Origin of the sequence: Janthinobacterium breve, from assembly GCF_051380895.1 — a bacterium.
In the GTDB taxonomy this organism is placed as follows: Bacteria; Pseudomonadota; Gammaproteobacteria; order Burkholderiales; family Burkholderiaceae_D; genus Janthinobacterium.
Map to the genome: position 1 here is coordinate 40497 of NZ_JBNYXY010000010.1, position 15711 is coordinate 56207.

Here is a 15711-nt window from a genome sequence, read left to right on the forward strand (position 1 = left end):
ATGCTACAACAAAATGGCCATAGAAACTCCCGAATCCACCACCTCAACCCGATCACGTTAATGAGGAGGCTCCGACCTTCTTCCAGAATATGAGGTCCGGGGACCGGCGACAGCCAAGGTGATCAAGATGTATAAATTTACCTTCTTAAACTTCAGCTATCTCCCTCGCATTAACTTAAGCAATTCCATCGGGTCAGGTGGATTAGTTCTGGCAAAGAATTCAGTACCGACAAGAATTGGCTGGTATTGAATGTTGTATTTTACATTGAACTCCCCTGCTCTCCCGATAAACATCATGTCATTGAAGTGTTGCGGAGCTTTGTAGTACCTTGCCAGTCTAGGAGGAAGAGCGGCGTCAACAATAGTGTCGCCACCCAAAGATATCCAAGCATGAACCTGCTGGACCTCACCCAACTCAACCGTGGAATTCACCTCTGCCTGCAAGCTTTCCAATGTCACTTCAAATTCGTCAGTGGTACTGATGATGACGTTTCCGAGAACTATATTGGCATCAATACCGTGGGTATTAAGCATCGCAAAAATGTTCGTGGATAACGTCTGGCAAGAGTTTCCCCAATAGCCGGGAACAGCCAGAGCCAAGGTGGCGGATAGATGACCTAACAATTTAGATGTAGCTCTAAGAACATCATCTTGAATCTGAGCTCCAGCAGCAATGATTGGAGGTCGTGTAAAACCTAATTTACTTGATTGGTCTATAGCTTCGGCAAGTTTCTTAACATAGATTGGGGAGTAATTTTCAACCATGCTGCTGTCTTTCAAAATTTCAATGTAAATTTATATTTTTTGCATTTAATTAGTCAGCTATCGTGCATAACGAGATATACAACCCCCACACATCCACTCACCGTCATCATAAATCCCTCCTGCCATATCGGTATGCTGGTTGCACCAGCCACACTCGTGGGAAGCATGGGTATACTCAGAATTAACTCGTTTTGACTCTATATAGCCTGCCTGATGAGACGGCAACAGCTTCGGATCTGGTGGTGTAGCAAACCTGCCGCAGTTGCTACACCAATGACCACCGTGGTGCTCAATCGTGCTGGCTTTTTTGCAATGAGGACAGACAAGCTGGTCATGCACCACGACCGGCGCCATATTGGGGCTTACGAGCTCTGCAATGCTCTCCACCCGTTTGCAACTCATGCCATTGGTGTTCAGGTGGTTCAGAAGCGGATCAAAACCCTTATCTCCACTGAGCACGAAGCACTGGGTATCAGGAGCTGTTTCAAACGTCCTACCCAACTCAAAGGCTATGTGGAAGTCCAAGGCATTCTTGCCGCGACCTGATATTTTCAGGAAGTCCACACGGCAGAACCTGTGAGCCGTTGCTGGTTTCCTGGAAGCTTGGGGTGAATTCTGACTGGCGCCGACGAAAATAATGACTTTAAAGCTCTCATCCAAGACAGACAAATCTACCTTGTGCTTGTTTTCCAAATCAACAAGTAAGAGCTTTTTCATGTTCAATTAGCCAAAATGGAATTAATGATAATATTACCCCAAGTATCTTCGCCCAATATTTAATTTTGCAATTATATAATTAACAATATTATGATTGAAGTTTTTTGATTAGCCTCAGCAACTCACCCGTCGTATATGCACCATCTATTTCATTTTTATCAAACGCCATCATGTAATGGTAACGATAACCAGTTTCGTGCTTGAAAATTCCTACTTGCTCGCTTCTTCATCCCACTTCTTGAGCACAGCAAGCTTTTCACCAATTTTGATCTCTAAGCCCCTTGGCACGGGTTGGTACCACCCTGGATCACCAATGCCGTCAGGAAGGTAGGTTTCACCAGCAGCATAAGCATTGGGTTCATCATGAGCATATCGGTATTCATGCCCATAGCCAAGTTCTTTCATGAGTTTGGTCGGAGCATTACGCAAATGAACGGGCACTTCACGGCTTTTGTCTTTCTTCACAAACGCCCTGGCTTGGTTATATGCGTTGTAGCCCGCATTGCTTTTAGCGGCAACCGCTAGATAGATTACCGCCTGGCCTAAGGCCAATTCACCCTCCGGACTGCCAAGGCGCTCATATGTCACTGCTGCATCGTTGGCAATCTGCATGGCCCTTGGATCGGCAAGACCAATATCTTCCCATGCCATGCGAACAATTCGCCGGGACAAATAACGAGGATCTGCACCACCGTCCAACATTCTCGTTAGCCAGTAGAGGGCCGCATCAGGATTGGAGCCACGAACAGATTTGTGCAGGGCCGAAATCTGGTCATAGAAATTATCCCCGCCTTTATCAAACCGCCGACTATTCAAGGTCAGCGCGTTTTGAAGAAAGTCAGCGGTGATAACCGTGATGCCAGAGGTTTTAGCCGCTGTATTGGCCTGCTCCAGTAGATTCAAAAATCGCCTGGCGTCACCGTCTGCATAGCCAATAATAGTATCGACAGCCTGGTCTTCAAACTTGAGATCGCCAAGAACGCCTTCCACTTGAACACGCGTCAATAACAGCTTGAGTTCTTCCTCTGTCAGCGATTTCAGGACATAGACCTGAGCACGTGACAACAAGGCGGAATTCACCTCAAAAGAAGGGTTCTCGGTTGTAGCTCCGATGAAGGTCACCAAGCCGCTTTCCGCATAGGGAAGAAGAGCATCCTGTTGAGACTTGTTGAACCTGTGAATTTCGTCCACAAACAAGATCGTATGCTTACCCATAGCCAAATTCTGCTCAGCCTGCTCCATTGAGGCACGAATATCTTTGACGCCGGAAAAGACGGCAGAGAGGGCAATGAACTCGCACTTAAAGGCCGACGCAGTCAAGCGCGCCAGAGTGGTTTTACCAACACCCGGAGGTCCCCAAAAAATCATGGAGTGCGGCTGGCCAGACTGGAAGGCCAGCCTTAAAGGCTTGCCTTCCCCCAGCAAATGTGACTGGCCAACGACCTCATCAAGGGTCTTGGGGCGCAACGCTTCTGCAAGCGGCGCCACGGGCTTTTGCGAAAACAGATCCGCCATGACAATGTCCAGTAAGAAAAGCAAAAGCCCCGCATCGCTGCGAGGCCGGTCGATAATGAAGCGCGAATGACGTTAATTGTTAATCACATCCGCGCCCTTGGGCATGACAAATTTAAAGTGATTGGCAGACAAGGCTGGATTTTTCTGGAAATTCTTGAACGCCAGCACCGACGTCTGGCCGAACGAGTCGCGCAATTCCATCGCTTCCGGCACGCCATTGCGCAGGCCGATGGTGATTTCATCGAAGGTCGTATCCTTGGCTTTCGGCGTGGCCTTCAGCCATTCCAGGCCATCGCGCGTGCCCGCTTCGGCCAGGGTGAAATTCTTTTCCAGGTCATTGCTGCCAAACAAGATAGCGGCCGGCGAGGAACCCAGCGCGTCGCCCAGTTTCTTCACCGTCACCTGGCTCAAGTCCTTGTCATAGATATATAAGTTGTCGCCGTCGGCTTGCAGCAGCTGTTCGTACGGTTTCAGATAAGTCCAGATGAACTTGCCTGGACGGGCGAATTCAAACGTGCCGCTGGCCGGCGTCGACACTTTTGCCTTGCCGCTGGCATCCGCCTTCTTGACTTGCCGCTGCACGAACTCGCCCTTGGCCGACTTGGTGCCGGCCGCAAAGCTCTTGAATTGCTCCAGCGCGCTGGCCGAGGCGCTGGCTGCGAACAGCAGGCTGCAGGCGACACTGGCCGCGCCTATCATCATTTTTGTTGCGAAAGTCGTGTTCTTCATTCTGTTTACCCTTGTTCGGCACTGGCCGCCGGCACCAGGATTTCCCGGTTGCCATTGGATTGCATGGTTGATACCACCCCGCTCTGCTCCATCTGCTCGAGCAGACGGGCGGCGCGGTTGTAGCCGATGCGCAAATGACGCTGCACCAGCGAAATCGAGGCACGGCGGTTTTTCAGCACCACCGCTACCGCCTGGTCGTACAGGGCATCGGCCTCGCCGCCGCCCTCGCCCGGCGCGCCGCCTTCGGCGCCATCGCCTTCCAGGGTGCCGCCTTCGAGGATGCCCTCGATGTAATTCGGTTCGCCCTGCAGCTTCAAATAGCTGACGACTCTGTGGACTTCTTCATCGGAAACAAACGCGCCGTGCACGCGCATCGGCAAGCCGGTGCCGGGCGGCATATACAACATGTCGCCCATGCCCAGCAGGGCTTCCGCCCCCATCTGGTCGAGAATCGTGCGCGAGTCGATCTTCGACGATACCTGGAAGGCGATGCGCGTGGGGATATTGGCCTTGATCAAACCCGTGATCACGTCTACAGATGGGCGCTGCGTGGCCAGAATCAAGTGCAAACCAGCGGCGCGCGCCTTTTGCGCGATACGCGCGATCAATTCCTCGACTTTTTTGCCCACCACCATCATCAGGTCGGCCAGTTCGTCGATGATGATGACGATGGTGGGCAGTTTTTCCAGCGGCTCCGGCGAATCCGGCGTCAGGCTGAACGGATTCGGGATGTGTTCTTCGCGCTTTTTCGCGTCGGCAATCTTCGCGTTATAGCCAGCCAGGTTACGCACGCCCATCTTGCTCATCAACTTGTAGCGGCGTTCCATCTCGTTCACGGCCCAGTTCAGCGCATGGCCCGCCTGGCGCATGTCGGTCACGACGGGCGCCAGCAAATGCGGAATGCCTTCGTAGACAGACATTTCCAGCATCTTCGGATCGATCAGGATCAGGCGCACGTCGAGCGGGTCGGACTTGTACAGCAGCGACAAAATCGTCGCATTGATGCCCACGGATTTACCGGAACCCGTGGTACCCGCCACCAGCAAGTGGGGCATCTTCGCCAGGTCGGCCACGACGGGCTTGCCGGCGATATCCTTGCCCAGCGCAATCGTCAGGCTGGACACGCCATCGTTGTAGACCTTGGAGCCGAGGATTTCCGTCAGGCGCACGATCTGGCGCTTGCTGTTCGGCAATTCCAGCGCCATGTAATTCTTGCCGGGAATGGTTTCCACCACCCTAATCGAGGTGAGCGACAGCGAACGGGCCAGGTCGCGCGCCAGGCCCACGATCTGGCTGCCCTTGACGCCTGTGGCCGGCTCGATTTCATAGCGCGTCACCACGGGGCCGGGGTAAGCGACCACTACCTTGGCATCCACGCCAAAGTCGGACAATTTCTTTTCGATCAGGCGGCTCGTGAATTCCAGGGTTTCCACGGAAACTGTTTCCACCACGGGCGGCGCTTCATCGAGCAGCGACAAAGGCGGCAGCTTGCCATCGCCCAGGCCCTCGAACAGGTGCGCCTGGCGCTCCTTTTCCACGCGCTCCGATTTCACCACGGTAACCACTTGCGGCTCGATCTTGACGGGCGGCGCGGCCACGTGCTTTTCCACGTGCTTGGCCCGCTCGATGACCACCACTTCGTCGCGGCGCACGGCAGCCACTTCGCCCTGGCGGCGGTCTTCGCGGTCCTGGTAGCGCAGCACGAACCAGTTGAAAGCGTCTTCGATGGCGCCGCCGATGCGCTCGGCCACTTGCAGCCAGGACACATGGAAGAACAGGCTGAAACCCAGGCCGAACAGCAGCAACAGTAATAAAGTAGCGCCGGTGAAACCAAACGCCACGTGGGCCGAGTGCCCCACCAGCTGGCCCAGCACGCCGCCCGGCTCGCGCGGCAGCTGCACGTGCAGGCTTTTCGCCATGCGCAGGTATTCCAGGCCCATGCTGCCGATCAGCATGATGGAGAAGCCGACGATGCGGATCAGCATCTCGACATGGTGTTCGCGCTCCACCTCTTCCTCTTCCAGCAGGAAGCGCTTGCTCAGGCGGCGATAGCCATTCCACACCGTGCGCAGCAGCCAGATGCACCACCACCAGGCGGAAAAGCCGAAGATATACAGCAACAAATCGGAGAAGGTGGCGCCCAGCTTGCCGCCCAGGTTGGCCACCTTGTCGACGGAGGTCGCATGCGACCAGCCCGGGTCGAGCTTGTTGAAGCTGGCCAGTATCAGCACGAAATACAGGGCAAACGCGGCCAGCGCGAACCAGCGCGCCTCGGACAGCAGCCGCACCAGCCGGTTCGGCAGGGGCCGGCGTTCGACCGGTTTACGGGTGTAGCTATTTTGATTGGCCTGGGCTGGTTTAGTCATTCTGGGAAGCGCTGCAAGGTGAAAAATGTTTCTGAAAGGGAATTTCCCATAATAAGGAAGTATTCTAAGCCATATATGCCCCGGACGGCCCCACGATTCGTCGCTACAGGCGGCTTGGTCTATAATCGGGGATTGCTTGCGCAAGCGCAATACGCCCTTGTTCTTCGCGCGTATGCCCCCAATTCGGATAGACCCCACTGATAGAGAAGCCTCCCATGACCACTACCAAACACGCCCGCGTTTTGATCCTCGGCTCCGGCCCAGCCGGCTACAGCGCCGCCGTCTACGCCGCCCGCGCCAACCTGAACCCGATGCTGGTCACCGGCGTGGAACAGGGCGGCCAGCTGATGACCACAACGGACGTGGAAAACTGGCCCGGCGACCCGATGGGCGTGCAAGGCCCGGACCTGATGCAGCGCTTGCTGCAGCACGCCGAGCGTTTCAACACGGAAATCGTGTTTGACCACATCCACACCACCTTCCTCAACGAAAAGCCGATCCGCCTGAAGGGCGACAGCCACGAATACACGTGCGACACGCTGATCATCGCCACGGGCGCGTCCGCGCAATACCTGGGCCTGCCATCGGAAGCGCAATTCATGGGCAAGGGCGTGTCCGCCTGCGCCACCTGCGATGGTTTCTTCTACCGCAACCAGGAAGTGGCAGTCGTCGGCGGCGGCAATACGGCCGTCGAAGAAGCGCTGTACCTGTCGAACATTGCCAATAAAGTCACCCTGATCCACCGCCGCGACAAGTTCCGCGCCGAAGCCATCCTGATCGACCGCCTGAACGCCAAGGTTGCCGAAGGCAAGATCGTGTTGAAATATAACCACACTCTGGACGAAGTAACGGGCAACGACAGCGGCGTGACGGGCTTGAACATCAAGTCGACCATCGACGGCAAGGTTGAAGCGCTGAGCGTGCATGGCGTGTTCATAGCCATCGGTCACAAGCCGAACACGGGCATCTTCGAAGGCCAGCTGGAGATGCACAACGGCTACATCAAGACCAAGACGGGCCTGGAAGGCATGGCCACCGCCACCAGCGCACCGGGCGTGTTTGCCGCCGGCGACGTGCAAGACCATATCTACCGCCAGGCCATCACCAGCGCCGGCACGGGTTGCATGGCAGCACTGGATGCCCAGCGCTACCTGGAAGGCCAGGAGTAAGCGTCGCATGGCGTCGATGAAAGACTTTGCCGACCTGAAAGCGGTCAGCAAGCAGCTCAAGGAGCAGGCGGACGCGCGCGCGCAAGCCGCGGCTGAGCGCGCCCAGCAAGTCAAGGTGCAAGCCGTGGAAAGCAATCTGTTCAAGGCCAGCATCGGCGGCGTCAAGCGCCTGCCCGAGTCGGACCGCTACGTGCCCAGCCTGCCCAAGGCGGGCGCCATGGCGGCCCAGCAGCCGGCGCGCAAGCTGACGCCCGATGAGGACGATGCAGCCGTGCTGCGCGAGTCGCTGTCGGACTTGTTCGAGGTCGACCATTACCTGGAAAACGATCCGGCCCTGAATTACGCCCGCCCCGGCGTGGGACCGGACGTGGTGAAGAAGATGCGCAAGGGCCACTGGCCCATCCAGGATGAGCTGGACTTGCACGGCTTGCGGCGCGACGAGGCGCGCGACGGCATCGGCGCCTTCTTGAACCAGGCGACGCGGCGCAAGCTGCGCTGCGTGCGCGTGATCCATGGCAAGGGTTTTGGCTCGAAAGGCCAGGAACCGGTCTTGAAATCGATGGTGCACAGCTGGCTCGTGCAAAAGGATGAAGTCATCGCCTTTTGCCAGGCACGCCGCTCCGAAGGGGGCGATGGCGCGCTGGTAGTCTTGCTTTCAGCTGCCCTGCAACCCATCCGCTAGCCTTGACAGCAAGATCACAATTCAATAACAAGTTCCGCACTGCACACGGCCCCGTTTGTCACCATTCGGGGCCGTGTCATGTTAACCTGTGACAATTATTTCCTGCTCAAGCGCTCCACCCATGATGCCACCCCAACTGCCGCCTGGCTCGCTGATCAAGATCATCGAGGTCATCGCCATCCTGGTGGGCGCGTTTTCCGGCTTCATCGAAGCGCGCCGCAAGCGCATGGACCTGGTCGGCGTGTTCGTCGTGGCGTTCATCACGGCGTTTGGCGGCGGCACCTTGCGCGACATCCTGCTCGACAAGCGGCCCCTGTTCTGGGTCTCGCACCAGGAATACGCGATTCTCATCTTCGTGCTGGCCCTGACGGCCGCGCCATTGATCCAGCATTTGCGCCAGATCGTCTCGGAACGCCTGATCGTCATTGCCGACGCCATCGGCCTGGGCATGTTCGCCATCGCGGGCGTGGCCGAAGCGATGCGCGCCGGCATGCCGATCTTTATCGCCTCGATGATGGGGGTGATTACGGGGATTTTTGGCGGCGTGATGCGCGACATCGTCTGCAATGAAGTGCCGATGGTGTTTCGCGACGGCAAACCCTACGCCATTTGCGCGTTTTTCGGCTGCTGGGCCTATCTGCTGCAGATGCACTTCGGCGCCCAGCACGACTTTGCGCTGTGGACCAGCGCCAGCGGCATCACGATCTTGCGCCTGATTTGCTGGAAATTCGACATGCGGCTGGGGCGCTGAAAATCAGCGGCCCTAGCCGGAACACTTACACCGCGTCTGGGCCCGTCTCGCCTGTGCGGATGCGGATAACCTGCTCCACGTCGCGCACGAAGATCTTGCCATCGCCAATCTTGCCCGTGCGGGCCGCCTTGATGATGGCGTCGACCACCAGTTCCGACACGCTGTCGTCCACCACCACTTCGACTTTAACTTTCGGCAAGAAGTCAACCACGTACTCGGCGCCACGGTACAGCTCAGTATGCCCCTTCTGGCGGCCAAAGCCCTTCACTTCCGTCACGGTCAAGCCCGTCACGTTCACATCGGCCAGGGCCTCGCGTACTTCGTCGAGCTTGAATGGTTTGATGATGGCGGTAATCTGTTTCATGGCTACTCCTTAAAATTGTTGGATTGTGGACAGATGGCTGCTTATTCGTAAAACTTCGACGTGATGGGGTAGCGCCAGTCGCGGCCGAAGCCACGGTGCGTGACGCGGATGCCCACCGGCGACTGGCGCCGCTTGTATTCATTGATCTTGATCAGGCGCGTGACCCGGGCCACATCGGCCGGCGGGTAGCCAGCCTCGATAATCTCGGCGATCGGCCGGTTTTCTTCCATGTACAGCTGCATGATGCCGTCGAGTACCTCATACGGCGGCAGCGAATCCTGGTCCAGCTGGTCGGCGCGCAACTCGGCCGACGGTCCGCGCGTCAGGATGCGCTCGGGAATCACGTCCGACACACTGTTGCGCCAGGCACACAGGCGGTACACCAGGGTCTTGGCGATATCCTTGATGACGGCAAAGCCGCCCGCCATGTCGCCGTACAGGGTGCAATAGCCGACCGCCATCTCACTCTTGTTACCGGTCGTCAGCACGATGCTGCCATGCTTGTTCGACAGGGCCATCAGCAGGGTGCCGCGGATGCGCGCCTGGATGTTTTCTTCCGTCGCGTCTTCCGCCAGTCCCGCAAATTCCGTAGCCAGGGTAGCGCGGAAGGCGTCGAAGGTTTGCTTGATTGGAATTTCATCGTAGCGCACATTGAGGCGTTTTACCATGTCGCGCGAATCGATCCACGAGATATCGGCCGTAAATTGCGACGGCATCATCACGGCGCGCACCTTGTCGGCGCCCAGCGCATCGACGGCGATGGCCAGGGTCAGGGCGGAATCGACGCCACCCGACATGCCGATCAGCACGCCAGGGAAGCCATTCTTGCCGATGTAGTCGCGCACGCCCAGCACCAGCGCCTGGTACACCTGCGCCTCCGTCGTCAACGGCGCCGCCAGCGCCTGCGGCACGGGCGTGGCGCCGTCGAACTCGACGAGCTGCAATTCTTCCTCGAAATGGCGCAGCTGGGCGCAAATCGTGCCGGCCGCATCCATGACGAACGAGTCGCCGTCGAAAATCAGCTCATCCTGGCCACCGACCAGGTTGGCGTACACCAGGGCCAGGCCTTGCGCGCTGACATTCTTGCGCATGGTTTCATAGCGCAGATGCTGCTTGTTCATGTGGTACGGCGAACCGTTCGGCACCAGCAGCACTTGCGCGCCGGCCGCGCGGGCGCGCATCGGTGCATGCTCGAACCACGTGTCTTCGCAGATATTGATGCCAAAACGCACGCCCTTCACGCCAAATACGAAGGCCTGGTACGACGACGTAAAGTAACGTTTTTCATCGAACACGGTCGTGTTCGGCAAATCGTGCTTGCGGTAAGTGCCCAGTACTTCGCCGTTCAGCAGCACGGAGGCGGCATTGTGGCGCACGCCCTTCTCGTCTTGCAGGGGCAAGCCCACCACCACGTGCAAATCCTTGAACTGGGCCAGGTCGGCAGCCAGTCCCGCAAACGCTTCCTGCGTTTTTGCGTAGAATGCATTGCGCAGCAACAGGTCCTCGGGTGGATAGCCGACCAGCGACAGTTCCGGCGTGAGCACGATATCGGCGCCCGCTTCAAAGGCGCGGCGGGAAAGGTCGAAGATCTTGGCACGGTTGCCGGCCAGATCGCCGACCGTACTATTCATTTGAGCAATTGCGACTTTGACTGTCATGATGGTGGAAATTTCGTTTTATTAATTTTATTAAACAAGAACAAGACAGGGGCGCGCAGGCCGACGGTGGCGCCCCGAGAGTGATGAATGCACACTACAACAATGAATTATCGCACGGCTATCGTCTCTACTCTGGCTGAAATTGGCGAAGCGGCCTGGTCTGAACTGCTGGCGAGCCAGGCCGATGCCACTCCCTTCCTCTCCTATGCCTTTTTGCACGCGTTGCACGAGTCCGGCTGCGCCAGCGCGGACACGGGCTGGCAGCCGAATTACCTGGTGCTGTGGCAAGGCGAGACCCTGGCCGCCGCCCTGCCCCTGTACCTGAAGCTGCACTCGTATGGCGAGTATGTATTCGACTGGGCCTGGGCCGATGCGTATCAGCAGCATGGCCTTGAATATTACCCGAAACTGTTGTCCGCGATACCGTTCACGCCCGTCGGCGGCACGCGCTTGCTGGCCCGCGATGGCGAGGCGCGTGCCGCCCTGCTGGCCTTCCTGCAGGCGCAGCAGCAAGCGGCCGAAGTCTCGTCCTGCCACATCCTGTTCCCGCCGGAAAGCGAGGCGCGCCAGCTGGAGCAAGCCGGCTACCTGATGCGTAGTGGCGTGCAGTTTCACTGGCTCAATCCGGGCTACACGGATTTCGAGCAATTCCTCGCCACCCTGGAACACAAGAAGCGCAAGAATATCCGCGCCGAGCGGCGCAAGGTGGCCGATGCTGGCGTCGTCATGCGCCAGGTGCGCGGCGTGGATGCTGTTGACGCCGACTGGCAGCTGTTCCACCGCTGCTACAGCAATACCTATGCGGAACACCGCTCGTCGCCCTATTTGTCGCTGGACTTCTTCCGGCGCATCGGTGCCAGCATGCCGCAGAACATCTTGTTGGTGATTGCAGAACGGGAAGGCCGGGCCATTGCCGCCTCGCTGGTGATCCATACGACCGATACCTTGTATGGCCGCTACTGGGGCGCGCTCGAGCACGTACCCTGCCTGCATTTCGAGACGGCGTATTACCAGCCGCTGGAGTTTTGCATCGCCAACGGCATCGTCACCTTCGAAGGGGGCGCGCAGGGCGAACACAAGATGGCGCGCGGCTTCCTGCCGCAAAAGACCTGGTCGGCCCACTGGCTGGCGCACCCGGCCTTCGCCGACGCCGTGCAACGCTTCCTCGAGCGCGAACGGGGCGGTATCGACGCCTACCTCGATGAATTGACCGAACACAGCCCGTTTCGCAGCTAGAAAAACAAAAACGCTCCCGGCCATCGCTGGCGGGGAGCGTTTTTTTAACAAGGTGCTGTTATGCTTTTTCGGCATCTTTCTTGAACGCGGCGACGCCGTTCATGATTTCTTCCTTGGCCACGTCAGGACCATACCAGCCGTCGATCTTGACCCATTTGCCTTTTTCCAGATCTTTGTAATGCTCAAAGAAATGCTGGATCTGGCGCAAACGCAGTTCGTTCAAGTCTTCCGGCTTTTGCCAGTGGCTGTAGATCGACAGTACCTTGTCGACTGGCACGGCCAGCACTTTCGCGTCTTCGCCCGCCTCGTCGGTCATTTTCAGCACGCCGATAGGACGGCAGCGCACGACCACGCCTGGAATCAGCGGGAACGGGGTGATGACCAGCACGTCTACCGGGTCGCCGTCCGGCGACAGGGTGTTCGGCACGTAGCCGTAGTTGCACGGGTAATGCATGGCGGTACCCATGAAGCGATCAACGAAGATCGCGCCGCTTTCCTTGTCGACTTCGTACTTGATCGGATCGGCATTCATCGGGATTTCGATGATGACGTTGAAATCGTTCGGCAGGTCGCGGCCGGAAGAGACTTTATTCAAACTCATGGGGTTCCTCATTAGCGGATTGTGTTTTAACCGCGTAATTATAGCGAAGTACACGCTGCTTGTGCGATGCAGCAGCGGCCCGCCCGCGTTTTGCGCCTCACGCCAACAACAGTGGCATGCACGGCCCGCAGGCGCGCGCAGCACGCCACTCTCCAGCCTTTGCTGTCCGCCGTAGCCGGCCATGCGGGGAATAAACAGCCCGCCAGACATAATAAGTAAAAACACTTAAGTAATACTACCGGCGATATGAATTAATACCGAAAACATCAGCATATTCTCATTTGAATATAACCATTCCATAAACGTGGTTATTATAATTTGCATTGCATTTTTTACAGCAAGATATAACAAAAGTCTTAGCATTATTCTCCGCGCGCCGCATCCCTATTATGACGCCGCCGTTTTACACCCTCCGGCAATCCCCCTGCAGGCGACTTGCCAGCCCGGGAATCCCCTTATCCAGCATAATATTTGCTTTTATTTGAAGCGTTTATTTGATTCAAATGATGGCCCTGCCAAAAAATGGCACGACCGGAAGATAATCATCAATTCTGATAAACTATCAGATTCTGGTGATTCCAAACTTTGTATATTCTGCAATCGACGCCTTCCCTGAATTCAATATGGCGCCATCAACGCGCCACCGATAAATCCTTGCAAAAAGGAATATGATGATTCCCTCTTTCCGGCCCGGTCCTTTATTAAAGGTCACCGGCGTTATTTTCATTTTGTTTGGCCTCGCCCTGCTGGGCGGCGGCATCTGGCTGGCCACGCTCGGCGGCTCCTGGTACTACTTGCTGGCCGGCATCGGCATGCTGATCGCAGGCGTGCTCGTCTTCAAAGGCAAGCGCAGCGCGCAACCCTGCATGGCGCTGCTGCTGCTCGCCACCCTCATCTGGTCTGTCATTGAGGTGAAATTCGACTGGTGGCAATTGCTGCCGCGCCTCGACATCTGGTTTGCCGCCGCCGTCTGGCTGCTGCTGCCCTTCGTCAGCCGCCGCCTGGCGCCACCTGCCGCCGAGAAACAGCCGCAAGCGGGCAAGACGGTCTTGAGCGCCGCCGTGGCCCTGACCGTCATCGCCGGCGTCATCGCCCTGTTCCAGGACTACCATGACCTGCATGGCGACGTGCCGGCCGAAAACATGGCAGCCACCGCCAGCGGCGACCTGGCGCCCGGCGTCGAGCACAATGACTGGTCCGCGTATGGCCGCTCCGGCTATGGCGACCGCTATGCCCCGGCCGCGCAGATTACGCCGGCCAATATTTCTGGCTTGAAAGAAGCCTGGACCTACCATACGGGCGACTTCAAGGGGCCGAACGACCCGGGCGAGATCGCCAACGAAGTCACGCCGCTGAAGGTCAATGACATGCTGTACCTGTGCACGCCGCACAATATCGTCATCGCCCTGAACCCGGACACGGGCAAGGAGCTCTGGCGCCACGATCCGAAGATCAACCGCGACGCGGCCAGCTACCAGCACATGATTTGCCGTGGCGTGGCCTACTGGGACGTCAACGCGGGCCGCGCGAAAGACAATCCTGCCCCCGAAGCCTCCACCATGGAATGCCCGCGCCGCATCCTGGCGCCGACCATGGACGGCACCATGATCGCCGTCAACGCCGATACAGGCGAATCGTGCAAGAGCTTTGGCAACAACGGCGTCGTCAATCTGTATAAAAACATGGCCATGATCAAGCGCGGTTTCCTGATGCCCACTTCGCCGCCGGCCGTGGCGCAAAACGTGGCCGTAATCGCCGCCAGCGTGACGGACAACCATTCGACGGAAGAGCCGTCGGGCGTGATCCGCGGTTACGATCCCGTCACGGGCAAGCTGCTGTGGAACTGGGACCCGGCCACGCCGGAAGATACCAAGCCCTTCCCAGAAGGCAAGAACTACACCAACAACTCGCCCAACTCGTGGGGCGTGGCCAGCATCGATGAAAAGCTGGGCATGGTGTACATTCCGATGGGCAATGAGACCCCCGATACCTGGGGCGGCAAGCGCAACAAGAATGGCGAGAAATTCAACAGCGCCATCGTCGCGCTGGACCTGGCGACGGGTAAAGTACGCTGGGTCTACCAGACCGTGCACCACGACATCTGGGACATGGATATCGGCGGACAACCTTCGCTGGTCGATATCGATACGCCCAAAGGCAAAGTGCCATCGGTCGTGGCCACGACGAAACGGGGCGACATCTATGTGATCGACCGCCGCGATGGCAGCCTGGTCGTGCCGGCGCCGGAAAAACCCGTACCGACGAGCAATCCTGCCGCTGGCGATACCTTGTCGCCCACGCAGCCGTTCTCGGCCCTGACCTTCTTACCAGAGCGCAATATCAGCGAAGCGGACATGTGGGGCACCACGCCGTTCGACCAGCTCGCCTGCCGCATCATCTTCAAGGAACGCCGCTATGAAGGCCCGTTCACGCCGCAAACGGCCGGCAAGGGCGCCGTGATTTCCCCGGGCCCGCTGGGCATCTTCGAATGGGGCGGCGCGGCCATCGACCCCGTGCGCCAGTTGCTGATCGTCAACCCTGACTACATGGGCTTCCTGGAAAAACTCGTGCCGCGCGCCGACACCACGGCCAAGGGTGGCACGGGTGGCGAAATGGGCTTGCAACCACAGACGGGCGTACCGTTCGCCGTGGAAATCAAGGCCTTTTTGTCGCCGCTGGGCTTCCCATGCCAGGCACCGCCATGGGGCTATGTGGCCGCCGTCGACCTGCGCACGATGAAAAAAGTGTGGATGCACAAGAACGGCACCACGCGCGACAGCGGTCCCGTGCCGATCCCCCTGCCACTGGGCGTCCCTAGCCTGGGCGGCATGGTCACCACCGGTGGCGGCGTGACCTTCCTCAGCAGCACGCTCGACTACTACATCCGCGGCTACGATGTCAGCAACGGCAAAGTGATCTGGAAAGCCCGCCTGCCAGCCGGCGGCCAGGCTACGCCGATGAGCTATGTCTCGAACAAGTCGGGACGCCAGTTCGTCGTCGTCATGGCCGGTGGCCATGGCTCCCTGGGCACGAAGATGAGCGACACCCTGGTCGCGTATGCCTTGCCGGAAGGCACTGCGGTAACGAAGAAGTAAAGCTCGAAGAAGTAAATTAGTAAGGTAGCAGCGCACTCCGCCATGGAGTGCGCGCACAAAAAA

13 protein-coding genes are annotated in these 15711 nt (G+C 57.9%); 5 read left to right on the top strand and 8 right to left on the bottom strand.

All coding sequences use genetic code 11. The annotated features are described in order from the left end of the window. Nucleotides 1-156: 156 nt before the first annotated feature. From ACQ4W0_RS20445 to ACQ4W0_RS20465, 5 genes are all read right to left on the bottom strand, one after another. Nucleotides 157-765 (bottom strand): hypothetical protein, encoded by a 609-nt coding sequence (locus ACQ4W0_RS20445; protein ID WP_436578431.1) that lies wholly within the window; start codon nucleotides 763-765, stop codon nucleotides 157-159. A 57-nt stretch (nucleotides 766-822) separates the two neighbouring features. Next, nucleotides 823-1482, bottom strand: coding sequence for a PIN domain-containing protein (locus ACQ4W0_RS20450; RefSeq protein WP_436578432.1), 660 nt, complete (start codon nucleotides 1480-1482; stop codon nucleotides 823-825). A 210-nt stretch (nucleotides 1483-1692) separates the two neighbouring features. Continuing rightward, the gene (locus tag ACQ4W0_RS20455) at nucleotides 1693-2997 is read right to left on the bottom strand and encodes a replication-associated recombination protein A (RefSeq protein WP_436578433.1); all 1305 of its coding nucleotides are present in this window, start codon (nucleotides 2995-2997) and stop codon (nucleotides 1693-1695) included. Nucleotides 2998-3069: 72 nt separating this feature from the next. After that, a complete protein-coding gene (gene lolA, locus ACQ4W0_RS20460; protein WP_436578434.1) occupies nucleotides 3070-3726 on the bottom strand; it encodes an outer membrane lipoprotein chaperone LolA in 657 nt (218 codons plus the stop codon). Between the two features lie 5 nt (nucleotides 3727-3731). Beyond that, nucleotides 3732-6092 (bottom strand): DNA translocase FtsK, encoded by a 2361-nt coding sequence (locus tag ACQ4W0_RS20465; RefSeq protein ID WP_436578435.1) that lies wholly within the window; start codon nucleotides 6090-6092, stop codon nucleotides 3732-3734. Nucleotides 6093-6307: 215 nt separating this feature from the next. On the opposite strand from ACQ4W0_RS20465, the gene trxB reads away from it, so the two are divergent. The 3 genes from trxB (at nucleotide 6308) to ACQ4W0_RS20480 (ending at nucleotide 8694) form a co-directional block, all read left to right on the top strand. Next, the gene (gene trxB, locus ACQ4W0_RS20470) at nucleotides 6308-7261 is read left to right on the top strand and encodes a thioredoxin-disulfide reductase (RefSeq protein WP_436578436.1); all 954 of its coding nucleotides are present in this window, start codon (nucleotides 6308-6310) and stop codon (nucleotides 7259-7261) included. 7 nt (nucleotides 7262-7268) lie between these two features. After that, entirely contained in the window at nucleotides 7269-7943 is a 675-nt protein-coding gene (locus ACQ4W0_RS20475; protein ID WP_436578437.1) for a Smr/MutS family protein, read from the top strand. A gap of 121 nt (nucleotides 7944-8064) precedes the next feature. Continuing rightward, a complete protein-coding gene (locus ACQ4W0_RS20480) occupies nucleotides 8065-8694 on the top strand; it encodes a trimeric intracellular cation channel family protein (protein WP_071078511.1) in 630 nt (209 codons plus the stop codon). A gap of 25 nt (nucleotides 8695-8719) precedes the next feature. Here the strand turns inward: ACQ4W0_RS20480 and ACQ4W0_RS20485 are convergent, their stop codons facing one another. Both ACQ4W0_RS20485 and ACQ4W0_RS20490 read right to left on the bottom strand, forming a co-directional pair. Further along, nucleotides 8720-9058 carry a P-II family nitrogen regulator gene (locus ACQ4W0_RS20485; protein ID WP_034758685.1) on the bottom strand — a complete coding sequence of 113 codons (339 nt, stop codon included), beginning with the start codon at nucleotides 9056-9058 and terminating at the stop codon, nucleotides 8720-8722. Nucleotides 9059-9099: 41 nt separating this feature from the next. Further along, on the bottom strand, nucleotides 9100-10716 hold the full coding sequence (locus tag ACQ4W0_RS20490; RefSeq protein ID WP_436578438.1) for an NAD+ synthase: 1617 nt from the start codon (nucleotides 10714-10716) through the stop codon (nucleotides 9100-9102). 102 nt (nucleotides 10717-10818) lie between these two features. Between ACQ4W0_RS20490 and ACQ4W0_RS20495 the strand changes: the two genes are divergently transcribed. Then, the gene (locus ACQ4W0_RS20495; RefSeq protein WP_436578713.1) at nucleotides 10819-11952 is read left to right on the top strand and encodes a GNAT family N-acetyltransferase; all 1134 of its coding nucleotides are present in this window, start codon (nucleotides 10819-10821) and stop codon (nucleotides 11950-11952) included. A gap of 58 nt (nucleotides 11953-12010) precedes the next feature. Here ACQ4W0_RS20495 and ppa read toward each other — a convergent pair whose 3' ends face one another. Further along, the gene (ppa, locus tag ACQ4W0_RS20500; protein WP_436578439.1) at nucleotides 12011-12553 is read right to left on the bottom strand and encodes an inorganic diphosphatase; all 543 of its coding nucleotides are present in this window, start codon (nucleotides 12551-12553) and stop codon (nucleotides 12011-12013) included. 668 nt (nucleotides 12554-13221) lie between these two features. Here ppa and ACQ4W0_RS20505 point away from each other — a divergent pair. Continuing rightward, entirely contained in the window at nucleotides 13222-15648 is a 2427-nt protein-coding gene (locus ACQ4W0_RS20505; protein ID WP_436578440.1) for a membrane-bound PQQ-dependent dehydrogenase, glucose/quinate/shikimate family, read from the top strand. Nucleotides 15649-15711: the final 63 nt, after the last annotated feature.